General features: G+C 64.0%; 19 protein-coding genes. 4 read left to right on the top strand and 15 right to left on the bottom strand.

Going from position 1 to position 21,615, the window contains the following annotated elements:
* Positions 1-24: 24 nt before the first annotated feature.
* The 4 genes from AC3WN8_RS03960 to AC3WN8_RS03945 form a co-directional block, all read right to left on the bottom strand.
* Entirely contained in the window at positions 25-2,145 is a 2,121-nt protein-coding gene (locus tag AC3WN8_RS03960) for a TonB-dependent siderophore receptor (protein ID WP_492668085.1), read from the bottom strand.
* 97 nt (positions 2,146-2,242) lie between these two features.
* Complete coding sequence (locus AC3WN8_RS03955) at positions 2,243-2,569, bottom strand: DUF3325 domain-containing protein (RefSeq protein ID WP_492668084.1); 327 nt, start codon at positions 2,567-2,569, stop codon at positions 2,243-2,245.
* On the bottom strand, positions 2,566-4,089 hold the full coding sequence (locus AC3WN8_RS03950; protein ID WP_492668083.1) for a PepSY-associated TM helix domain-containing protein: 1,524 nt from the start codon (positions 4,087-4,089) through the stop codon (positions 2,566-2,568). The genes AC3WN8_RS03955 and AC3WN8_RS03950 overlap by 4 nt, the downstream gene beginning before the upstream one ends.
* A complete protein-coding gene (locus AC3WN8_RS03945; RefSeq protein ID WP_492668082.1) occupies positions 4,086-4,394 on the bottom strand; it encodes an iron transporter in 309 nt (102 codons plus the stop codon). The genes AC3WN8_RS03950 and AC3WN8_RS03945 overlap by 4 nt, the downstream gene beginning before the upstream one ends.
* 460 nt (positions 4,395-4,854) lie before the next feature.
* On the opposite strand from AC3WN8_RS03945, the gene AC3WN8_RS03940 reads away from it, so the two are divergent.
* Complete coding sequence (locus AC3WN8_RS03940; protein ID WP_492668081.1) at positions 4,855-5,700, top strand: outer membrane protein; 846 nt, start codon at positions 4,855-4,857, stop codon at positions 5,698-5,700.
* Between the two features lie 124 nt (positions 5,701-5,824).
* Here AC3WN8_RS03940 and arsH read toward each other — a convergent pair whose 3' ends face one another.
* From arsH to AC3WN8_RS03915, 5 genes are all read right to left on the bottom strand, one after another.
* On the bottom strand, positions 5,825-6,568 hold the full coding sequence (gene arsH / locus AC3WN8_RS03935; RefSeq protein ID WP_492668080.1) for an arsenical resistance protein ArsH: 744 nt from the start codon (positions 6,566-6,568) through the stop codon (positions 5,825-5,827).
* 58 nt (positions 6,569-6,626) lie between these two features.
* The gene (gene arsB / locus AC3WN8_RS03930) at positions 6,627-7,685 is read right to left on the bottom strand and encodes an ACR3 family arsenite efflux transporter (RefSeq protein ID WP_492668079.1); all 1,059 of its coding nucleotides are present in this window, start codon (positions 7,683-7,685) and stop codon (positions 6,627-6,629) included.
* A 1-nt stretch (position 7,686) separates the two neighbouring features.
* Complete coding sequence (gene arsC, locus AC3WN8_RS03925; RefSeq protein WP_492668078.1) at positions 7,687-8,121, bottom strand: arsenate reductase (glutaredoxin); 435 nt, start codon at positions 8,119-8,121, stop codon at positions 7,687-7,689.
* Positions 8,122-8,131: 10 nt separating this feature from the next.
* Positions 8,132-8,461, bottom strand: a complete 330-nt coding sequence (locus AC3WN8_RS03920; protein WP_492668077.1) for an ArsR/SmtB family transcription factor — start codon at positions 8,459-8,461, stop codon at positions 8,132-8,134.
* A gap of 92 nt (positions 8,462-8,553) precedes the next feature.
* Entirely contained in the window at positions 8,554-9,411 is an 858-nt protein-coding gene (locus AC3WN8_RS03915; protein WP_492668076.1) for a hypothetical protein, read from the bottom strand.
* A gap of 221 nt (positions 9,412-9,632) precedes the next feature.
* Here AC3WN8_RS03915 and AC3WN8_RS03910 point away from each other — a divergent pair, with 221 nt between their 5' ends.
* From AC3WN8_RS03910 to AC3WN8_RS03900, 3 genes are read left to right on the top strand one after another with little or no spacing between them, the layout of a single operon-like run.
* Positions 9,633-12,020, top strand: a complete 2,388-nt coding sequence (locus tag AC3WN8_RS03910; RefSeq protein WP_492668075.1) for a TonB-dependent receptor — start codon at positions 9,633-9,635, stop codon at positions 12,018-12,020.
* A gap of 23 nt (positions 12,021-12,043) precedes the next feature.
* Positions 12,044-13,810, top strand: a complete 1,767-nt coding sequence (locus AC3WN8_RS03905) for an LVIVD repeat-containing protein (RefSeq protein WP_492668074.1) — start codon at positions 12,044-12,046, stop codon at positions 13,808-13,810.
* 37 nt (positions 13,811-13,847) lie between these two features.
* Positions 13,848-14,798: a discoidin domain-containing protein gene (locus tag AC3WN8_RS03900; protein ID WP_492668073.1), complete on the top strand. Its 951-nt coding sequence runs from the start codon at positions 13,848-13,850 to the stop codon at positions 14,796-14,798.
* A gap of 98 nt (positions 14,799-14,896) precedes the next feature.
* On the opposite strand, the gene AC3WN8_RS03895 is transcribed toward AC3WN8_RS03900, so the two are convergent.
* From AC3WN8_RS03895 to AC3WN8_RS03870, 6 genes are all read right to left on the bottom strand, one after another.
* On the bottom strand, positions 14,897-16,024 hold the full coding sequence (locus AC3WN8_RS03895) for an alpha/beta fold hydrolase (RefSeq protein ID WP_492668072.1): 1,128 nt from the start codon (positions 16,022-16,024) through the stop codon (positions 14,897-14,899).
* Between the two features lie 78 nt (positions 16,025-16,102).
* Positions 16,103-17,314 carry a diguanylate cyclase domain-containing protein gene (locus AC3WN8_RS03890; protein WP_492668071.1) on the bottom strand — a complete coding sequence of 404 codons (1,212 nt, stop codon included), beginning with the start codon at positions 17,312-17,314 and terminating at the stop codon, positions 16,103-16,105.
* 236 nt (positions 17,315-17,550) lie between these two features.
* Positions 17,551-19,509, bottom strand: a complete 1,959-nt coding sequence (locus AC3WN8_RS03885) for a serine hydrolase domain-containing protein (RefSeq protein WP_492668070.1) — start codon at positions 19,507-19,509, stop codon at positions 17,551-17,553.
* A 166-nt stretch (positions 19,510-19,675) separates the two neighbouring features.
* Positions 19,676-19,852, bottom strand: coding sequence for a hypothetical protein (locus AC3WN8_RS03880; protein ID WP_492668069.1), 177 nt, complete (start codon positions 19,850-19,852; stop codon positions 19,676-19,678).
* On the bottom strand, positions 19,849-20,019 hold the full coding sequence (locus AC3WN8_RS03875; protein WP_492668068.1) for a hypothetical protein: 171 nt from the start codon (positions 20,017-20,019) through the stop codon (positions 19,849-19,851). The genes AC3WN8_RS03880 and AC3WN8_RS03875 overlap by 4 nt, the downstream gene beginning before the upstream one ends.
* A 186-nt stretch (positions 20,020-20,205) precedes the next feature.
* Complete coding sequence (locus AC3WN8_RS03870; RefSeq protein WP_492668067.1) at positions 20,206-21,615, bottom strand: amidohydrolase family protein; 1,410 nt, start codon at positions 21,613-21,615, stop codon at positions 20,206-20,208.

Raw genomic sequence — 21,615 nt, 5'->3', positions numbered from 1 at the left:
CTTATAGCGGCCTGGGCGGGCCGCCTACCAGTAGATGCGGACGCTCAGCGCGCCGTTGATGCCTTCGCCGATATTGCTCTGTCCCCAATATTTCTTGTTGAAGAGATTGTTGACGTTGCCGGTGAAGGCGACACGGCGCTCGCCGATCAGCGTCTCGTACTGGAAACCGAGATTGGCGATCGTGCGCGAGGGGATGTAGAGCGTGTTGAAATCACTGGTCGGCGCCTTGCCGAAATAGCGGACATTGCCGTGGACGCTGAGGCCCTTCAGGCCGGGGATGTGATATTCGGCATTGCCGACCACCTGCCATCTTGCCGCCTGTTCGGGAATATTGCCGCGGATCGCTTCATTGCCTGATGAAACATTGCGGATGCTGGGGTCGAGATAGACCGCGCCGAGCCCGACCCTGAGCAGATCATTGACGCGGTAGCTGCCGATCGCTTCCAGTCCCTTGTAGACGGTCAGACCGTCCTGGGTCAGGTAGCGCCTGTTGTCGATCATCTGATCGATCTGGTTGGCGCGTTCGACACGGAAACCCGCCGCGGTGAAGCTGATCCCCCGATGCTCGTATTTCAGGCCGACCTCATATTGCTTGCTGACGGTCGCCTTCAGGATCTCGCCGAAATTGGCATATTCGCCGCCGACACGCGATCCGCCCTCCATCGATTCGACATAGCTGCCATAAAGGCTGACATGATCGGCGGGCTTGAAGATGAGCGCGAAGGTGGGCGTCACCGCCGATGTGCGATAGCCTGAATCGGTCGCGGGATCGCCGTCCAGATCGAGCAGCTCGTAGCGCGTATAGCGGGCGCCCAAGATCGCCTGGACATGATCGCCGATATAGAGCGTGTCGCTCAGAAAAGCCGCGCGCTGCTGCTCTTCGGATGGAGAACCGGCGGTGCTGAACCCGATATCGCGCGTGACGAGAAAATCCTGCCGCTGGTAGATATTGCCGTTGAAATCATTGTTCCAATAATAATCGTCAATGCCGAAGGCCGCCTTGCTGATCTGGAGGGACAGGCCGGCGACGATCGCATGGCGGACGGGGCCGGTCTCGAATTCGCCCTGCAGCATCGTCTGCGCGAAATGGTTTCGATCGAGTTCGGCGAAATTATAGGCATAGCCTTCGTAGTCGCCGGTTTCGTCGAGCATATAGACGAACATCTTGTTCGAGCGGTGACGCTTGCTCGTATAGCCATAGGTCAGGCTGGCCGACCAGCCTTGCGCGAACGCCCAGTCGAGGCCGGTCGCGGTCGATAGCGTGTTCGATTTGTAGAAGCTGTTGTCGATGTTGAGATCGCCATATTTGTAAGTCGGCCGGGGCAGCGCCGTGCCCGAATAGCTGCTCCAGTAGATCTGGAGCGGTTCGTGTTTGAGGTTGCTGTCCTCATAATTGGCGGTGGCATGCCATTTGAGTGTCGGGCTGAACGCATATTCGAGCGCGAGCGAACCCACCCAGCGATTGACCCCGGCCTGATTATAGGCGGTGCCCTTTTCTCCGGCCACGTTGACGCGATAGCCGAAGCTGCCGTCCCGATTGAGCGGTCCACCGGCATCGACATGGCCGTAGAACACGCTGTTGGTGCGATAGCCGATTTCGGTGGTGAGCAAGGGTTCGGCCGTCGGCCGCTTGGTCTTGTAGCTGATCACGCCGCCGGGCGATCCAAAGCCGTACATGAAACCCGAAAGCCCCTTGAGCGCCTCGACGCTTGCCACGGATTCCAGCGGATAGTCGCCGCCCCAGTAGAGGAGCAGCGGGATGTTATCGACATAATAGTTGCGCACGCCCAGGCCGCGGATCTGTGTGCCCCACCAATTGGTCGTGCCCGCCGTCGCGAAGGAGGAGACCGAAGGGTCGTTCGCGAATATCTGGGCGATCGTCGTCGCCTGACGCATGGAGATATCGTCTGCATCGATGACGGTGACGGAGAAGGGGGTGTCGAGCAGCGTCTTGTTGCCCAGCGCGCCGCTGCTGGTGGCGATATTCTGTCCCTGATCGGGCGCGATGCCGGTCACGATGATGTCAGGCGCGGTCTTGTCGGTGTCCGCCGGGCTCCCATCGCTCGCCGCCCGCGCGGCATGGGCGGTCATCAGGCCGGCGATCGCCGACACGCCGATCAGCAGGCGGTTACGCATCAACATCATCGGACACTCCAGCATTGCGCATCGCCACCGGAAGCGCGGGCTGGCCCGATAGGCTTATATGATAATGCGAGTCAATTGCATATATAGGGCGCTGCTGTCAGGTGAGCCTCGCGGCAAGCCAGGCGGCGAGGCCGAGCGCGCTGCCGATGAGGGCGAAGGCGGGCAGCGTGCGGGCGCGATAATGGAGCGTCAGCACGACCAGGCCAGCCGAGGCGCCGAGCAACCCCACCCATTCGACCAGCGCGAAGCGCCAGTTGGGCGCGCCCAGCGTCGCGACGAGCGACAGCGCGATGAGCAGCCAGCCGGCGGGCCGCAGCCAGCGCGCCCGGATCGCGAATGCGGCCTGGCGGGCATGGCGATCCATCGACAGGCCGGTCAGCGCCATCCCGCCGAACGCGAGCGAGAATGATGCGAGCGCGCTCATGCCATGGCCGCCTGGCTGTGCCGACGCGGGACGGGGGCCTTGTGGATCGCGACCTTGCGCGCGACCGTCGCGAAGAACGCTGCCAGCGCGAACATCATCAGGTCGAAGCCCAGGAACAGCCAGTCGCCCGCCATGGCCGCCCGGCACAGGCCGCGTCCGGTCAGGACGAAGGATGCGATGGGCAGCAGGCCGGCGCCGAGCGCGGCGAGACCGAATGCCTCGATCCAGGCACGCCGCGGCGGGCGGACAAAGGCGAAGACGATCGCGGCCCCCCAGGTCCAGAAAAACACGCCGACCTCCGCCGCATCGCGCCCGGCAAGGCCGAACGGCAGCAGCCGATTGCTCCAGAAAAAGGCCAGGGTCGCGATCGGCAGGCCGGCGATCGCGCCGATATTGAGCCGCGCCACCAGCCTGTGGCCCAATCCGCTCGCGCCCTTGCGTGCCTCGATCCACAGCACCAGTCCGGTCGCGATCGTGCCGGCAAGGGCGAGCCCGCACAGGACATAGAGCCAGCGGCTGACCCAGGGCGCGAACCGTCCCATATGCAGTCCGTACAGCACGTCATGGGGCAGCCGTGCGGGCCGCGCCTCGGTATATTGGCCGATGACCTTGCCCGTCGCACCGTCGAAGCTGATCGTGGTCGCAGCATAAGCGAGCTGGTCGCCGTCGTGCCTGCTGACCGTCACCACCGCATTCGCGTCGCCGGGATTGGCGATGCTGACCCGCCCGATCCGCCCGCCCGCGAAGCGCCGTTCGGCTTCGTCCAGCATCGCGCCTACCGGCGCGAGCCTGGCCGGCTTGCCCGCGGCCTCGCGGCTGATCAGGCCCGGTGACATCTCGGCAAAGGCGGTGGCGAGATCGTCACCATAATTCGCGGTCAGGCCCCAGGGCATGGTGAGCGTGATCAATGTGACGATGCCGGTCACGGTGATCATCAGGTGGAAGGGGAGGGCGAGCACGCCCAGCACATTATGCGCGTCGAGCCAGCTTCTCTTGCCCTTGCCGGGGCGCAGCGTGAAGATGTCCTTGAAGATGCGGGCATGGACGATGATGCCGGTGATCAGCGCGATCAGCATCAGCATCGCCGCGGCGGAGGCGAGAATGCGTCCCCAGGGATAGGGGAGCTGCAGCTCGAAATGGAAGCGATAGAAGAATTCGCCGCCCAGCGTGGCGCGGATCGCGTCGGGGCTGCCGGTCAGTGGATCGAGCGCGATATCCCGATAGCCGAGCGGTGCGGTCATATCGTCGAAGACCGCCTGGACCGTTGCGCCGCGATCGTCGGGCGCGGTCAGATACCAGCCGGCGGCCTTGGGATGGCTGCGTTCGAGCCATGTGATCGCGGCTTCGATCGCCTTGGCGGGCGGTGCGGTCCCGGCCACTTCGGGGCGCATCCAGCCGCTGATCTCCAACCGGAACATCGTGACGGTGCCGCTCAGAACGATCGCGAACAGGATCCAGCCGAGCAGCAGGCCCGACCATGTGTGCAGGCCGGACATCGACTGCCGGAAACCCGCGCTCATGCCGGCCGACCCAACAGCCACGCGATACAGCCGAGCAGCGCAGCCAATCCGACGATGTCGGCAATGGCCCGCCAGGCGCGCTGCGCGGCGAACGCCCAGATCGCGGCGGCAGGCATGACCAGGATCGCGGCGAGCGAAGCTGCGGTCGTCGCCTCGGCCCGGCTCAGCGGCAGGCCGCGTGCCAGGGCGAAGGCGGCCGCGCTGGCCAGGAGATAGCCGCCCAGCGACGCGCTGAATATGCGAGTGGCGATCGCGAGACGTGCACGCGTCGCCGGGGAATCGAAAGAGCGGGTGGGGCGATCCATGCCCCTCCCTATTCGCTATTGAGACTGATTTTCAACGGCGATCGCATTGGCGGCCGGAAGGGTCGATTCGAGGCGATCGCCGGTGCATTGTCGAGATGATATGCCGGTCAGGCTTGCGGTGCGGGCGATCAACTATAACCTGAAAATGCCGTCGGCGAAGTCCATGATCAACATCGTGAGGCTTTGGGTTTTGTGGTTGTAATCGTTCAGTCGTCATTGCCGGAAATTGTGACAGAATACTGCGTTCATGATCTATATGTATTTGCCGAAAGATCACCAGTTTCGTGCGATATTCGATCGGGCCATCGGCAACATGCCTTCGCAAAATTCATCTTTGTTGTAGCGCTTTACATTCATTTTCCGTTCATTGCGAATGCGGTTCATTACGCACCGGGAACGGAGCACGCCGAGTATGGCGGCTCCCTGTCGTTCCCCTGTTTGCTTAAAAAGGTAGCGTATCATGAAACCAGTATCCCTGCTTGCGGCCGCGCTTGTCGTTTCCGGCGTCGCCGCCTCTACCCCCGCATTCGCACAATCCGATGAAAGCTGGACCGGCGGTTATGTCGGCGTCCAGGGCGGCTATCGTTTCCAGCCGAACGACAAGAATGAAAAGATCGAGTTCGACACCAATCTCGACGGCAAGTTCGGCGACACTGTCTCGACCGCCGCGGCGCCCACGACCAACATCTTCTCGCCGGGCTTTTGCGGCGGCAAGGCCAAGGGCAGGGCGCCCAAGGATGGCTGCTCGGACGACAAGAACAAGATCGATTGGGGCGTCCACGCCGGTTACGACGTCCAGATGGGCAGCCTCGTGCTGGGTGCCGTGGCCGAATTCAACATGTCGAACATCCGCGACAGCGTCTCGGCGTTCAGCACCGGCCCCGATAGCTATGTCATGACGCGCAAGCTCGGCAAGAATGCCGGTCTGCGTCTGCGCGCCGGTTTCGCGACGGGTGACACCCTGTTCTTCGTCACGGGCGGCGGCGCCTGGGCCAAGATCAAGAACCGTTTCGAGACCACCAACACCGGCGTTGCCGGTGCTCCGACCTACACGACCAACGGCAATGACGATGCCTGGGGTTACAAGCTGGGCGGCGGTGTCGAGCAGCGTCTCGGCGGCGGGCTCTCGGTTGGTCTCCAATATATCTACACCAGCCTGAAGGATGACGGTTATCGCGTGAATGCGGCGGGCGGCGCTGCAGGCAACGCCTTTATCCGCAATGGTGCGAAGGGCACCGACTTCCGCCGTACCGGCGAACGGTTCAACTCGTCGGCGGTCTCCGCCACGGTCAATTATCGCTTCTGACCGACGCGCTGCAGTTTCTGTCGGGTGAATGCCTGACCGAAATTTGCGGAAAGCGAATGAAACCGAGGGCGCTGAACGATCTAAGCCGGTCGTTCAGCGCTTTCGCTAATCGGCTGTGGCGAGTTCATCCTGCCCTGATCGCGATGGCCGAATGATCCTCGTTGATCGGAATCGGCATGCCCGCGGTCTTGCGTTCGGAATAGCGGTCGACGAGCTGGTCTGCATGCGGGCGCGTCAGCACGGTGAAGCGCACAAGCTCCTCCATCACGTCGACGATCCGGTCGTAATAGCTTGATGGTCGCATCCGGCCCGCGGCGTCGAATTCCTTATAGGCCGTGGCGATCGAGGACTGGTTGGGGATGGTGAACATCCGCATCCAGCGGCCGAGCAGGCGCAGCGTGTTGACCGCATTGAAGGATTGCGATCCGCCCGAGACCTGCATCACCGCCAGCGTCCGGCCCTGGGTAGGGCGCATGCCCTTCATCTCGAGCGGCAGGTGGTCGATCTGCGCTTTCATGATGCCGGTGATCTGGCCGTGACGCTCCGGGCTGCACCAGACCATCGCCTCGGACCAGAATGCATGGCCGCGCAGTTCGTGGACGGCGGGGTGATCGTCCCCCGCGATCTGGTCGGGAAGCGGCAGTGTCGACGGATCGAAGATCCGGGTCTCCGCGCCGAAATGGCGAAGCAACCGCGCCGCTTCCTCGACGGCGAGCCGCGAAAAGGAGCGTTCGCGCAGCGAGCCGTAGAGCAGCAGCACGCGCGGTGCGGGGACTGGCGCGCCGAGCCCGAGTGCCGGCTGCTCATGGGCGAAACGCCGGTCGAGATTGGGCAGGTGGTCGGGGTCGGGCAGCGTGCGGAGAGGCATCGATCTGTGTCCTGATGTTTGGGGGGAAATGGTGTCGGGGATGATCCATCCCCGATGATCAGGCGGATATGGCGCCGCGCTCGTACCAGGGCCGAGATCGTTTCACGATCGCCACCACCGACAGCATGACCGGCACTTCGACCAGCACGCCGACCACGGTGGCGAGCGCGGCGCCGGAGTTCAGCCCGAACAGGCTGATCGCCGCGGCGACCGCCAGTTCGAAGAAATTCGAGGCGCCGATCAGCGCCGATGGCGCGGCCACGCACCACGCCACGCCGAAATGGCGGCTGAGCCAATAAGCGAGTCCGGCGTTGAGATAGACCTGAACCAGGATCGGCACCGCGATAAGCGCGATGACGAGCGGCCGCGCCACGATCGCTTCACCCTGAAAGCCGAACAGCAACACCAATGTGGTGAGCAGCGCCGCCAGCGAAACCGGCCCGAACATGCGCAGCAGACGATCGAGCGCGTGCTGGCCGCCCCGGGCAAGGACGCGGCGGCGGATCGCCTGCGCGACGATAACGGGCACGACGATATAGAGCAGGACCGAGAGCAGCAGCGTATCCCAGGGCACGGTGATCGACGCCACGCCGAGCAGCAATCCGACGAGCGGCGCGAAGGCGACGACCATGATCAGGTCGTTCAGCGCGACCTGGCCGAGCGTGTAGCCGGGATCCCCGTCGCAGAGGTTGGACCAGACAAAGACCATCGCGGTGCATGGCGCTGCGGCGAGGATGACGAGGCCCGCAATATAGGACGGAATCTCGCCCGCCGGCAGCAATGGTGCGAACAGCCCCGCAAGGAAGAGCGTGGCGAGCAGGGTCATCGAGAATGGCTTGACCGCCCAGTTGATGAAAAGCGTGATGCCCACGCCTTTCCAATGCTGCCGGACCCTGGCCAGCGCGCCGAAGTCGATCTTCAGCAGCATCGGCACGATCATCAGCCAGATCAGGATCGCGACGACGAGATTGACACGGGCGACCTCGGCCGCGGCAATCGCGGCGAACAGGCCGGGAAGGGCGTAGCCTAGCCCGATTCCGGCGACGATGCACAGCGCCACCCAGACCGACAGATAGCGTTCGAAGGTGCCGATCGCCGGGTGTGGATCGGTGGCCATGTCAGGCCCCGCGGAGAATCTGGTTGCCGTCGGCGTCGACAAGCTCTTCGCCATCCTCCTTGGCGAAGGCGCCTTGCTGTCGATCGGGCAGCAGGTCGAGCACGGCTTCGGACGGGCGGCACAGCTTCACGCCGAGCGGCGAGACGACGATCGGACGGTTGATCAGGGTCGGATCCGCCATCATCGCATCGACCAGCGCCGCGTCGGAGAGCGACGGATCGCCAAGGCCGAGTTCGGCATAGGGCGTGTTCTTTTCACGCAGCAGCGGGCGTGGTCCGCCACCCATCCTGACGATCAGCGATTCCAGCATCGCACGTGACGGCGGCGTCTTCAGATATTCGACGATGTGCGGCTCGATCCCGGCGTTGCGGATCATCGCGAGCGCGTTGCGCGAGGTGCCACATTCGGGATTGTGGTAGATGACGATGTCGGTCACGGATTGTCCCTCAGCAACAGGCGAGTTCGGCGAGCAATGGCTCGCAAAGTTCGGCGCGGCCCTGACAGCAGTCCCTGGCGAGGAAGAGCATCAGTGCGCGGAGCGCGTCGATGTTCGCGCGCTGGATCATCTGGCGACCCCGCTTTTCGGCAATGACGAGATCCGCCTTCGCCAGCACCGCGAGATGCGTGGAGAAAGTGCTCTGCATCAGCCCCGATGCATCGACGAGCTGGCCGGTCGAAAGACCCTCGGGCTCGTGGCGGATCAGCAGCCGGAACGTGGCCAGTCGTGTCGGGTGGGCCAGGGCCGCGAGTGCGGCAAGCGCGATTTCCGTATCCATTCATCGGAAATTACCGATGGGATGTCCGGCTGTCAATTCCTATCGGAAAATTCCGATGGGTTTCGCGCCAAGCGGGCAGGGCGGCGCGTGCGTCAAAAGGCGATGCCTGGTCTCAGGACGCATTGAAACAGGGTGAGCGTCACGCCCAATGCAAGCGTCGGCCCCAGGAGGCTGATGGCCTGGAGACCGCCATCGTCGGCCCGATATCGCGTGATCGCCATGCCCATGATCAGCCAGCCCACGCCCACCAGATTGACGATCAGGGGGATCAGGACGACCTCGATGATCTCGCGCGGCAGTCGGAACGGGATGATGAGCATGACCGACAGCAGCGCGGCGATCAGCATCTCGATCGCGAATGCCCGTGACCGTCGGGACGGTGGGGATTCAGCCAACGGAAAGGCGCTGGCGAGTGTCGTGCCGGCAAATGCCATCGCAACCACGGCGGCGATCAGGAGCAGTGCCTTGCCGGTGCCGCTCACCGCGAGATAGGCCAGTGCGCGGCCGACATCGTTGCCGGGCAGCAACGTGCCGATCGCGAGCTGCGTCAGCGCCTGATACAGGCCCTGGAAGGCCATCCAGAAGAAGAACAGCCGCCAGCTGATCGACATGCTTCGCGCAAGAGAAAGCGCTCCCAGAAACGTCAGTCCACTGGCAAGCGTCGCGATCGCACCACTGCCCTGCAACAGTTCGGCAATCCGGACCTTGCCCGTCCAGTCATGATCATTGTGATAGAGGATCGGGTGCAGCCCGGGGGTGAGCGCCTTCGGGATGACCAGCCACAATTCCTGCCAGAAGAATGTCAGGGTGAAGGCCAGCGCACAAAACAGGATCGAGCCGATTCCATCGCGCCGGACCAGCGGGATGGCCTGGGCACGCGGTTTCAGCAGCGCCAGCCCGGCGACGAGCGGCGCCAATCCGACCGCGATCAGGAGCAGAAGCAGCGTCATGGTGGCGTTTTGCCGAATCCGCGCGAGATCGGCCAGAGGCCAGTGATCGACGCGGTGCCGATCCAAATATTCCATCCCAATATAGCGGCGCGATAAATTACTATTATTCTGATATAGGTGCACTTGTTAGTTCCCCCCGACGGCAAGCCACCCGATCGCACAAAGGCCTCGGCCTCGGCGGCGCCCGGGAGTGCGCATTGCGATAAAATGGGGGGATATGAATGGTTTTGAGTCGATCGACGCGGCGCATGTGTCTGGCGACTGCCGCGGTGATGCTGGTTCCGGTTTCGGCGGCGGCGCAGACCGCTGGCGAAGCGAAAGCGACCGAGGCGGCGGGGATCGCCGACGAGATCGTCGTGACCGCCCGCAAGCGCGAGGAAAGCCTTCAGGACGTTCCACTCTCCGTCCAGGCGTTCAGCGGCGCCACGCTCGAGCGCGCGGGCATCCGTGACTTTTCGGAGATCGCCTATCGCGTGCCGGGATTGAAGCTGAGCGCCGAGCGCGCGGTCGATACCGAGCTTTTCATCCGCGGCATCGGATCGGATATCCAGGGCGCGGGCGCCGATGGCGCGGTCGGCATCTTCGTCGACGGCGTCTATATGTCGCGCGGTTCGGGCTCGCTGGTCGACCTGTACGATCTGGAGCGCGTCGAGGTGCTCAAGGGGCCGCAGGCGCTGCGCTTCGGCAAGAGCGTCGTCGGCGGCCTGATCAACTATATCACCAAGAAGCCGACCCGCGAGTTCGAGGGCAGCGTCGAGGCGACTTACGGTAATTACAACAAGCTCGATATCGCGGCGGCGGTGCGTGGCCCGATCTCCGATACCGTCGGCTTCGGGCTGACGGCCAGTTCGCGCACGCATGACGGCTATGCCAAGAATATCCGCGGCGGCGACGAGGAGGATCAGAATACCCAGGCGATCCGCGCCCAGCTTCGCTGGCAGCCCGACGCCACGCTGGATGTGAATATCGCGGCCGATTATACGCGCCACCGCGACGGCGCGCGCTGGGTCGACATCATCGATCCCCGCGACAGCCATGAAGTGACGTATAACAGCTTCTTCGCGCCGCCGATCCCCGGATTACCCGGTTTCGTCCTGCCCAATCGCAACGCACCGTTCAAAAGCGCGAACCATCGCAAGGGTGCGCATAATTTCACCGGCTTCCAGAATTCGGACATGTACGGGCTGAGCGGCACCGTCGCCTGGGATCCGAGCGACAGCGTCAGCGTCACCGCGCAGACCGCCTATCGCGATTCATCGCTGTCGGCGCGCGAGGACGGGGCGGGGATGTTCTTCAATTTTCCGATCGATCCCGCGACCAATGCGCCCGATATCACCTCCGCGATGCTGGCGGGGATCAACACCTATCTCAAGACGGTGCCGGACAGCTATTTCGACAGCGCCAAGACCGACGACGTGAAGCAATTCTCGCAGGAAGTCCGTGTGCGCTGGAATGATGGCGGGCGGCTCCATCTCGAAGCCGGCGGCTATTATCTGCGCGAGAAGATCCGCCGTTCCGAAACCGTCAATTTCCTGTTTCCCGATTTCCAGGCGATCACCGAATTCGCCTTTGCGATCGCCTATGGCGGTACGCCCGCCTCGCCGTTTCCGGGCACCAACAACACCGTCACGACTTCGCACAACGACAATATCGGGCTGTTCGGAGAGGTCAGCTACGATCTGACCGACAGGCTCTCGGTCGATGCCGGCGTGCGCTACGCCTATGATCGCAAGGCCTATTCGAACGCACGGTCGGGCGTGTCGTTCGAAGGCGAGCCGGTGGGCTTCACCGTCACCGACAAGCGGAGCTGGGATGCATGGCTGCCCAGCGCGACGATCCGCTTCGAACCGAGCGACGATGCGACCTTCTATGCGCGCTATGCCAAGGGCTACAAGCCGGGCGGCTGGACGGGCGAGGATGCGAACAATCCCGCCGAGGCGCTGGTCTCGTTCGATCCCGAGACCGCCGACAGCTTCGAACTGGGTGCCAAGCTGGCGCTGGCCAATCGCCGCGTCTTCATCAATGCCGCAGCCTATTACACGCTGTACGACAATCTGCAGACCAACCAGTTCCTGTCGCCCGGCCCTGGTGCACCGCCCGACAATTTCGTCGTCAATGCCAAGAACGGCACGCGCGCCTATGGCCTGGAACTCGACATCCAGGCGCGCCTGACCGACGCGCTCAGCCTTTCGGGCAACTATGCTTTCTCCAAGTGCAATTTCACCGGCGAACTGATCATCGACGATGAGGGCACCGATCTCGACGGCAAGAGCTGCCGCCGGACGCCCAAACATGCCTTCGGCCTGGCCGCCAATCTCGACCAGCCGATCAGCGAGCGGCTGGTGCTCGTCGGCGGCAGCGACTTCCAATATACCGGCGCGCATTTCTTCGACAATCCGAACACGCCGGCGCTGAAGTTCGATAGCGAGATCCTGCTCAACGCCCGGCTCGGCATTCGCGACGAGGCGCGCAAATGGGAGCTGACGGCCTGGGTCAAGAACCTGACCAACGAGCTCAATTACACCAGCAAGCTCGATCTCTTCGGGACAATCTACGGCACCTATATTCCGCCGCGCACTTACGGCATCACCGGCAAATGGCGCTTCTGAACATGCTTCTGGGGAATTCGGCGATGACCGATACGGGTAAAGGATCCTGGCTTCGCATGCTGCGCGTCACCCTGGCCGCCGGCGCGCTATGCGGGATCGCCGGTGCCGCGTCCGCCTCTGGCGGGGAGGCACCGGCGGGCCCGGTCAACATCACCGATCCCTGGCTCAAGGCATGGCATGACCTGACCCGCGACAATCCGCCGCCACCCCCGGTGCCGGGCAAGGATTACGGCATGGATGCCGCGACCGGCCGCTTCAACGCGCCGGTGGCGACGCCGCTGACCAATGATGCGCCGGCCTTTCCCGGACAGCTGACGCATTGGGATCAGAAAAGCTACGCGAAGAACGTCAAGGTTCTCGCTTTCTACCCCCATGTCACGTCGCCCTGGCATGCCTGGGCGAATGTCGCCGATTTCGGCGGGCGCCGATATCTCTACACACATGATCGCGACTATCTGCGGATCCTCGACGTCACCGATCCGCGCAAGGCGAAGATCGTCTTCTCCGAGGGCGGCGTCTGGAGCAAATCCGGATCGGGCGAGGAATTCGACGCCGCGAACGTCAAGAATTATCTCGGCGGCGCGACGATCGTGTGGAGCAAGGCGCTCGGCAAGAATGTGATCGTCGCATCCTACGAGATCGGCCGCTTCGGCATCTTCGAAGACAAGATGCGCCAGCCCGACAAGGTCGCCTCACTGCGCAACTATAATTCGCTCAAGGGCTTCAAGGTCTTCGCGATGAATGGCCCGCTGCCCGACCAGTGGGAATTGCTGGCGACGCGGACCACCGATTACAAGCATCCCGATGCGCCGATCGGCCAGCAGCAGGGCTCGGGCTCGCTCGATGCGCCGGCATGGTCGGGCGGCAAATATATGATACTCTCCTCCGCACCCGACGACAGCTATGCCCTCACCGAATATCCCGATTATCTGCATTCGCCGGGCTTCCAGCTCTGGGACATGTCCAACCCCGCCGATCCGAAATTCGTCTCGCAGATCGCGGTTCCCGGCCAGATCGCGGGCGACAAGGCGCATGAGGCGGCCTATCTCGCCAATCCGCGCGCGGGCAATCGCACTTCGTGGATGGGCTCGCGCAATCCGCTGTTCCTGCCGAAACCGATCGAGGATGGCGGCAAGCTCGGCTTTGGCGGCATGGGCGGCCTCGGCTTCTACAGCTTCGATCTCGCCGATCCCGCGCAGCCCAGGATGCTCGGCCATCTGAGCGTGCCGCCGAGTTTCGCCGGCACCGAATTCGATAATGTCGATGTCAGCCAATATGATCGCACCGGCTTCGTCTTTTCGAACGGCTATCCGATGAATGCGAGCTGTTTCGAACCCTATAAGGACATTTATTCGATCGATGTCCGCGATCCGGCCAATCCCAGGGTGGCCGCGAAATTCCCGCGGCCGACGCCGCCCAAGGGCGCGGGCTTCACCGATTATTGCCAGCGGCGCGGCAGTTTCGGCCCCAAGCGGTCGGGCGGCAACGGCCAGCCGCTTCATGGGCGGCAGGGCGTGGTCCCCTATGCCTTTTACAATGCCGGCATCCAGATTTTCGACGTCAAGGATCCGGCGAAGCCCAGGATCGCGGGCTATTTCGTGCCGCGTTTCCCGACCGCCGAGGAACTGCCCGAATATACGTTCGAGAACACGACCTTCGCGGTCTTTACCGAATATGACCGCAACATCATCTGGGCCTTTTCCACCAACGGGCTCTACGCGCTGTCGACACCGCTGCTCGGCGCGCCGAAGGCTGGGATGCCTGCGAAGATCTGGCCCGAACGCAAATAGTCGCGGCGGTCGCGCTGCTCATTTGAGAGGATTATCGATGCGGAACCATGCCCTGTTCGGTGCACTGCTGCTGTGCGCCGGCTGCACCTCGCAACCGGCCAATACGCCGGACAAGCCGGCGTCGGAACCCGAGCCGAACAATATCCTGCATATCACCGCCGGTGGGATCGCGATGGCGGATACGGGAGAGGCGAAGCGCCATTGGTCCGAATTCTCGATCAATCTCGTCGACGGCAGCCAGGGCTATGGCTGGATGTCCGAAAAGACCGTGACCTTTCCGCACGAACTGAAATTCGAACTGACCGGCCCCGGCAAGATCAGCGGCTTCGCGCTCGATTCCACCTTCGCGCCGGTCGCGCGCGAGGATGGCAGCGCGTCGGTGAGCGCGGAGGGCTCTCCGGTCCGTCGCTTCACCGTGCTGGGCGCCACCGCGTCGCCCGACGGCCCTTATTTCAAGATCTATGACGGCGAAGCGGCAAAGGACCAAAGATCGCGTTTCACGCTGAAGACACCGATTTCGGCGCGCTGGATCAAGCTGGTGGTGAAGGATAACTGGAATGGCGGCGGCCAGACCCGCCTGTCCGAATTCGAGATTCAGGGTGAGCTCGAAAGCCGCGGTGCGGGCGGTGTCGCCGATGTGAGCGGCTATTATACCCATGAATATGGCCCGATCCTGCTGCGCCAGGACGGCAACCGGATCCATGGCTGCTACAACAATGGCAATGGCCAGCTGGAGGGGGTGATCTTCGGACGCATCATGCGGCTCGGCTGGTATGAAGCGAGCGGCAACAGCATCGGCGCTGCGACATTGGTCGCGGCCAAGGATCAGCTCTACGGCTTCTGGTATCGCGAGGGCGGCCGCATGGGCAGCCCGTGGAACGCCGCCAAGGTCAGCGATCTCGCAAAGGCGGATCTGGGCACATGTCGCGACAAGCTTTATCCGAAACCGTCACCGGCGGTGGCGCAGGAGCAAGTCCGGCCGTCCTAGAGTCGACCCGGTTCAGGTCGAACCGGATCGACTCTAGATTTCCTTTGTCCTCCGTGATTTCCGAGTCGGCAGGTGATTCCACCTGCCTCGAAATCACTCTAGATACGCCCGCAATCGCTCGGCGCCGGCCGGCCGGCGAAGCGCGCGTCGATCCAGTCGAGCGTGACGCCGGCCGTGTCGGCTGCGCTGGTCTCATGCCCTTTGCCGACGATGTCGATGAAATGCACCGTCGCGTTGTTCCGGCAGAGCTTTTGCGCGAATGCGCGTGTCGTGGCGGGGCCGACGAGCACGTCCTTCGGGTTCTGCGCGATCAGGAACGGCACGCCATAGGGCCGTGCGGCCGGGCTGTTCTCGCGCGCGAGGCGGGCCCAGGGCTGAATGCGGCCGAGATCGACATTCTTCAGGTCGCGGCGGAGCACGAGCACGCCAAGCGCGGTTCCCAGCTTCGGTTTCTGGCCGATCTCGATGCAATTGTTGCGGGCAAGCCGGGTGATCACGCCCTGTGTCGACCGGTTGCCGAGCGTCGACAAGGGGGCGCCGAAATGCTGCGACCAGCTATAGGCGGCGAAGGCGGTGAGGAAGGCGCGGATCGACGGATCGCTGCCCGATGTCAGATTCTCGACGAGATCGGTCGCGGGCGCCGCGGCTGCGACCCCGACCAGTTTCAGGTCCGGCGCATAGCTCCGGGCAAGTTGCCCGCTCCACAATGCGGCATGGCCGCCCTGTGATTCCCCCCAGACGGCAAAACTATTGCCCGCCGCAGCATCGCGGATCCCGCGCGCGGCACGGACCGCGTCGAGCACCGACCGGCCCGTGCTGACGCCAGCGAGATAGCCGTGCGGCATTGCGCTGCCGAGGCCAGGATAATCGGGCGCGACCACGGTATAGCCGCGCTGGATCGCATCGCTCAGTCCCGGCGTCGCGGTAAAGAAATTGCGGCTGAGCGAGGGCGTGCATTTCTGCACGACGCCCCATGTTCCATGTGCCCAGGCAAGCACCGGCCGGGGGCGCGGCGGGGCCGCCTGTACCGGTGCGATGACCATGCCGGTCACCTCGACGGGTTGCCCGCGATCGTTCGTCGTCCAGTAACGGACGCGCCATGCCCGCGCGCCCGATGGCGCACCGGCAACCGGTTCCGCGCCGGCAAGCGTGCCCGGAGGGGCGGCAAGCGCGGGTATTGGGGCAACGCTCGTCAGCAACAGGGGCATGAGAAGGAGAATTCGCATCGCAACCTCCATGATCGGGCCTCGACCCTAACATAAGTACATCGGAAACGAGTGCGCCACGCCAGTGGAACATCCCGTTCAGGCGCTGCGCACGGTAACCGCTTCGTCCGGTGTGCAGAAATGGAGCTGGGCCTTGCCGCCGCGCTTCGAGCGGTAGAGCGCAAGGTCGGCGCAGGATGCGAGATGCTCGAGATCGAGCCCCTGTTCGGGCGCCATGGCGATACCGACGCTGACCGAGATATGCATGGTCTCTCCGTCGATCTCATAAGGCGCGCTCAGCCGCTTGATGATCCGGCGGGCAAGCAGTTCGGCTTCGCTGCCTTCGGTGATACCGCCCTGGACGACGACGAATTCGTCGCCGCCCATGCGTGCCACCGTGTCGGTTTCGCGCACCATCGCGGTCAATCTGGACGATACTTCCCTGAGCAGGGCGTCGCCGGCGGGGTGGCCATGAATGTCGTTGATCGCCTTGAAACCATCGAGGTCGAGGAAATGCAGCGCGAGCTGTCCCGACGATTGTGCGACGGGCAGGATGCTCTCGTTGAAGCGTTCGCGCAGCAGCAGGCGATTGGGAAGGCCGGTCAGCGCATCCTGTGTCGCCAGCTGGGCAAGGTCATGCTTGGTCGTCAGATGCTCCACCGCGGAGCGATAGAGATGGCCGACGGTGTTGAGACTGAGCGCGGTGACCATCGCCACCAGCAGCGCTTCGATCGCGAACAGTTCGGCATGCGCGGGGGTGTCATGACCGCTAGTTGCGTGCAGCGCTAGGCTGACGACGGTCGGTACCGCCGCCAGCAATACGCTGATCACGCAGATCATCGGCCGGATCGATATGCGGGAGACGATCCCGGCGCAGAAGCTGAAGACGAGGCTGACCGCGATCAGATGCTGGATCGGCGCGTGCGACAGGAGGACGCGAACGCTGAACGCGGCGAGTAACAGCGCGGACAGATAATTGCCGATCGCGTATCGGCGCTCCCATATGCGAAGTTCGTCCACGGTCCAGCGGCGGGTGTGACGGCGATAGCCGGTGATGCTGACGAAGCGGGCGGCGGTCACCACCGTCGCAGACAGTGCGATCAGGATCAGGGTGATGTCGTTGAACCGGTAGCCCAGAAATGCGGCGACGCCGATGAAGGCGGCACCCAGGGCGACGACGGGAAGCCGCATTTCGAACAGCATGTCGATCAGTTCGCGATAGACGGCATCCGGGATCGGCATCTGCGGACCCAGCCAGTTCCGCCTGGAGATACGCGGCGGAGCAGAACGACGGTCTGTGGGGCTCGTCATGCCGAAATCCTAGCGCAAAGCGGTTAACGACCCGTATCCCGATCACCGAAATCGTCGGCTTTGCAGAGACATATCGCCTGGGTGGGGCCGATTGTTCCGATGAGTCCTGCGAACGTGCGATGTCAGTGCAGGTGACGCGCGGCATGCCGTCATGAAGCTCATGAGCGACGCTTCGATGCGCATAGCGATCATGGGGGCGCCGGGGTGCGCGACGGAATCGCGCACCCCGGCGGACGTCATTGTTCGATGCCGATATGGATCAGGTGGAATGCCAATGCGCCCCACAGCACGATCAGCGCGGCCAGCGCGATGATCGCGCTCCAGGTGATCGACAGCTTCGATCCGCTTTTCCGGGCCAGCCACAGCCGGGCAAGCGCGAAGCCGGCAAGACCGGGCAGCAGGATCACTGTCGCCGCCTGCAGCGCATAGACGCCGCCGCCCATGGGCTGGCCGCGCATGTTGGACAGGAAATTGAACCAGATGCCGAGCGTGATCAGGCTCGCCGCCGACAGGCTGGCGACCGAGCGCTGGACGCCGAGCGTACGGCCCGTCGCGACGGCGCGCTGTGCGCCGTAATAGCGCCGCTGCACCCAGCCAATCGGCCAGGCAAGCGCGGCGAGCAGCAACACCACCAGGCTGGCGATCAGCGCGGGGCGCAGCCAGCTCGTATTCTCATACCATGGCACGCGCATCGCGACCGAGGCGGGGAAGCTTTGCGCGATCATCGTCACCCGGCCATTCTCGGCCTTGGCGCTCATCACTTCGTTGGTCTCCGCGTTGCGCCACAGCAGCGGGCCGATATTGACCCATTGATCGGGGCCGCCGCCCACGTTCAGCCAGTTCGGGGCCTTGAGCGACCCGTCCTTGTCGGCGGTCACCACCGATTGGGAGAAGAAGGTGAGCGCCTTGCGCAGTCCGCTGTCGTACCGGCGGCTGGCGACATAGGTGCCGGCCATCGCCTGGGCGTCGGCGATCGCCTGCGCCTTGTTGAACGGCGGGTCCTTGGGGGCCGGCGCCGGGAAATAGCGGCGCATGAACTCGGCGAGGATCGCTTCGCGGATCGCGCCCGTCGCGCCCTCGCGCCCGGCGCTGTTCATCGAGATGTAGAGCCCCGCCTTGGCGTCGGGGATCAGCCACATGCCGGTATGGAACCAGGCCGTGTCACCGCCATGCGAGATGATCCGCCGGCCATGGTTGAGCACTTCGATAAAGCCCAGCGACATGGCGGGGACGCCGGGAAAGATGTGCAGCGGCGAATTGTGCATCTGCCGTGCGGTTTCGGGGCGGAGCAGCCCCTGGCCGTCGTTCAGGTGCGCGATCATGAATTTGGCGATGTCGGGCGCGCTCGCGCTGCCCGATCCGGCGGGCGGCAGCGTGACGATCTCGAACGGCTTGGCCGATCCGGACGCCTTGTCGTATCCGGTCGCCATGAAGGGCTTGAGGTTCGCCGGCAGCGGCTGGCGCATCGTCGTATGCGCCATGCCCAGCGGCCCGAAGATATGCGCTTCGAGATATTCGTCGAAGGGCTGGCCGCTCACGCGCGCGACGACATAGCCGGCAAGGCCCGTCGCATAGTTGGAATAGGCCGGGGTCGTGCCCGGCGGGAAGATCCGCGCCGGGATCCACTCCTTCAGCTTGTCGCCGAGCGGCGGATAGCTGGCGGGGGCGGGAACGATCAGCCCGCCGCTCGCTTCCTCGAAACCCGCGGCATGGCTCATCATCAGCCGCAGCGTGATCGGCTTGCCCTGATAAGGTGGGATCTTGAAATCGAGATAGGTGTTCACGTCCGCATCGAGATCGACCTTGCCCTGCTCGACGAGCTGCATGATCGAGGTCCAGGTGAACAGCTTCGACATCGATCCGGGGCGGAACAGGGTGGTCGCGGGATCGACCTTCCGCTTGGATTTCAGGTCGGCATAGCCATAGCCCTTTTGCGTCAGTACCTGGCCGTCCTTGACGACCAGCACGACCGCGCCGGCGACGTCGCCGCGCTGCAATGCATAGGGCACGAAGCCGTCGAGCCAGGCATCGACATCGGTCTTGTTGAACGCGCCCGTGTCCGGCACCGCGGGCATGGCCCCGGGCGGGGACTGGAGTTCGGCGGGCGTCCGTTGCTTGGTGTCGGGCACCTGCGCCACCACCGCGCCGCCAATTGCCGCCGCAGCGGCAAGGCCGCCAAGCCATCGTTTCAGCATATTGCTCCCCTTTTCCATTGTTCGAAAAATTTTTCTGAACGGGAGCGTCATGTTCGGATTGGAGAATGTCAAGACTATTGGGGTAGAGTGCGCAAATGGGCCATAAACGGACCGGCCCGTGCCCGTCGCGCGCCGCGATCGGACGGGCGGCTGCGAGTCGCCGGGGTCAGTGCCCCGGGTCGCCGACGGGCTTTCGCGCGGCCAGGCGCAGCCAGGTTTCGGCGGCGGCGACATGGATGCGGGCGCGGTGGGGCAGCGTCTCCGCCTCCGCACTGCGCATCGCTTCGCGTGCGCGCTCGATCAGGACATCGCGGGTCTCGCGGACCGGGGTGCTCGCGGTCATCCGATCACCGGGTTCGGCGTCGGTGCCGCTTCATATTGCGCGCGTCGTTCATATTCGGCCGCAATGCGCGCATGCGCCTTGCTCGCGCAGCTATCGGTCGCGGTCTCGGCCCGTTCGCGCTCCTCGCGCGCACGTCTGCGGAAATAGTCGGGACTCTCTTCGATCATTTTCGTCTCCATCGCGGCCCCCCGCTTCAGAGTATCGTTCAGATCGGATTCGCACATATGCGGGCGGCCCATCCAGAGCCCGGCACCGCCCGATTGATGTGCGCTTCTACCCCGGAACGGATGCGGCGTCATTGACCTCGATCAAGCCGATGCGACAATCCGGTAAGCGCGAGCGACAAGCACGCCCTATTGCACGGCCGGCAACGGTTTCGGCGCATGTGCCGGCGTATAGAGGTGGCCGCCCTGCAGCATCAGCCGGCCGTTGACGAACGCCGTCGTCACTTTGGTCAGCGCATCGAGATCCTGATCGGGATTGCCGTCCACCACGATGATGTCGGCCAGTTTCCCCGGCTCGATCGTCCCCAGCCGATCGGCCATGCGCAGGATCTCGGCATTGGTCCTGGTCGCCGCGACCAGTGCCTCGCTGTTGCTAAAGCCGACCTTCACGAAGCCCTTGAGCTCCTCGATATAGGCATGGGGCATATAGTCGATCCAGTTGGTGATCAGGTCGGTGCCGACGCCCAGCTTCACCCCGGCCTTCCTCATCTTGCGCAGCATGTCGAGGATCGTCGTTTCGTTGAGTTCGAAGCGGCGCGACGTCGATCCGAAATAACCGCCGCTGCTGCGCTGGATGATGCGATAGGGGACAAGCGTGGGGACGGATGCGATGCCGCGCTTCGCCATCAGTGCGATCGCCGCGTCGGAACGGGGCAGGGGATGCTCGATCGAATCCACTCCGGCCTTCACCGCCATGTCGATATATTGCGTCTCGGAATCGACGGTCACCGGCAGGCCCAGCGAATGCGCCTCCGCCACCGCCGCGTCGATCTCCGCTTGCGAATATTCGCTGGCCAGCTTGATCAGGTCGGCGCCCTGCTTGAACTGGATGCGCACGGCTTCGCGCCAGCCATCGGGCCCCGACGCCTCGCGCACAGCATCCATCGGATTGGCGGGCCCCTTGTTGAGTGCGGCGCCATGGCCGCCCGTCGCGGTGATCAGCTGGCCCGCCGCGAACACGCGCGGGCCGGCGATGCGACCGGCGGCCTGCCATTGCTTGAGCAGGAAGGGCGCGTCGCCATGCGACGCGACGTCGCGCACGCTGGTGACGCCCGATTGCAGGAAGATGCCCATGCGCCAGATGCCGCGCAGCGCCGAATCCGCACCGCTCGAGACCGCGGCGCCATAGCCCGCATCGAAGCGTTCGACATAAGTCAGGTGGGTGTGCAGGTCGATCAGCCCGGGCATCACCGTCTTGCCGGTGATGTCGTAGACCACGGCGTCGGCGGGCCAGTTGCGCTCGCCCGCCTTCAGCACCGCCACGATCTTCTTGCCCTGCACGACGATCGTGGCGGGTCGCGCCGCCGCGCCGGTGCCGTCGAACAGCCGCCCGCCGACCAGCACGAACGATCCCTTGGGCGCGTTATAGTCGGTGGGAACGGGGATACGCAGCACATCGTCCGAGGTCGGCACCGACGGTGGCAGATAGGCGCTGCGATCGTTGATCGGCGGTGCATCGGGCCCGCCATTCTGCGCCATGGCCGGGACCGTCGCCAGTGCCGTTGCCGCCAGCATCAGGCGGAGCATCATCCTCGTCAT

This window comes from Sphingobium sp. FW305-3-2-15-F-TSA7 (genome assembly GCF_058787155.1).
The sequence above is the reverse complement of the archived record's forward strand: the minus strand, read 5'-3'. Positions and strand labels throughout refer to the sequence as shown.

Excerpts from the sequence above, each read along its gene's own strand:
- AC3WN8_RS03955 (WP_492668084.1), bottom strand. The coding sequence starts at position 2,569 with ATGAGCGCGCTCGCATCATTCTCGCTCGCGTTCGGCGGGATGGCGCTG.
- AC3WN8_RS03960 (WP_492668085.1), bottom strand. The coding sequence starts at position 2,145 with ATGATGTTGATGCGTAACCGCCTGCTGATCGGCGTGTCGGCGATCGCC.
- AC3WN8_RS03905 (WP_492668074.1), top strand. The coding sequence starts at position 12,044 with ATGACCGATACGGGTAAAGGATCCTGGCTTCGCATGCTGCGCGTCACC.
- AC3WN8_RS03940 (WP_492668081.1), top strand. The coding sequence starts at position 4,855 with ATGAAACCAGTATCCCTGCTTGCGGCCGCGCTTGTCGTTTCCGGCGTC.
- AC3WN8_RS03870 (WP_492668067.1), bottom strand. The coding sequence starts at position 21,615 with ATGACGAGGATGATGCTCCGCCTGATGCTGGCGGCAACGGCACTGGCG.
- arsB (WP_492668079.1), bottom strand. The coding sequence starts at position 7,685 with ATGGCCACCGATCCACACCCGGCGATCGGCACCTTCGAACGCTATCTG.
- AC3WN8_RS03900 (WP_492668073.1), top strand. The coding sequence starts at position 13,848 with ATGCGGAACCATGCCCTGTTCGGTGCACTGCTGCTGTGCGCCGGCTGC.
- AC3WN8_RS03920 (WP_492668077.1), bottom strand. The coding sequence starts at position 8,461 with ATGGATACGGAAATCGCGCTTGCCGCACTCGCGGCCCTGGCCCACCCG.
- AC3WN8_RS03910 (WP_492668075.1), top strand. The coding sequence starts at position 9,633 with ATGGTTTTGAGTCGATCGACGCGGCGCATGTGTCTGGCGACTGCCGCG.
- AC3WN8_RS03880 (WP_492668069.1), bottom strand. The coding sequence starts at position 19,852 with ATGACCGCGAGCACCCCGGTCCGCGAGACCCGCGATGTCCTGATCGAG.
- AC3WN8_RS03915 (WP_492668076.1), bottom strand. The coding sequence starts at position 9,411 with ATGACGCTGCTTCTGCTCCTGATCGCGGTCGGATTGGCGCCGCTCGTC.
- AC3WN8_RS03875 (WP_492668068.1), bottom strand. The coding sequence starts at position 20,019 with ATGATCGAAGAGAGTCCCGACTATTTCCGCAGACGTGCGCGCGAGGAG.
- AC3WN8_RS03945 (WP_492668082.1), bottom strand. The coding sequence starts at position 4,394 with ATGGATCGCCCCACCCGCTCTTTCGATTCCCCGGCGACGCGTGCACGT.
- AC3WN8_RS03885 (WP_492668070.1), bottom strand. The coding sequence starts at position 19,509 with ATGCTGAAACGATGGCTTGGCGGCCTTGCCGCTGCGGCGGCAATTGGC.
- AC3WN8_RS03950 (WP_492668083.1), bottom strand. The coding sequence starts at position 4,089 with ATGAGCGCGGGTTTCCGGCAGTCGATGTCCGGCCTGCACACATGGTCG.
- arsH (WP_492668080.1), bottom strand. The coding sequence starts at position 6,568 with ATGCCTCTCCGCACGCTGCCCGACCCCGACCACCTGCCCAATCTCGAC.
- AC3WN8_RS03895 (WP_492668072.1), bottom strand. The coding sequence starts at position 16,024 with ATGCGAATTCTCCTTCTCATGCCCCTGTTGCTGACGAGCGTTGCCCCA.
- AC3WN8_RS03890 (WP_492668071.1), bottom strand. The coding sequence starts at position 17,314 with ATGACGAGCCCCACAGACCGTCGTTCTGCTCCGCCGCGTATCTCCAGG.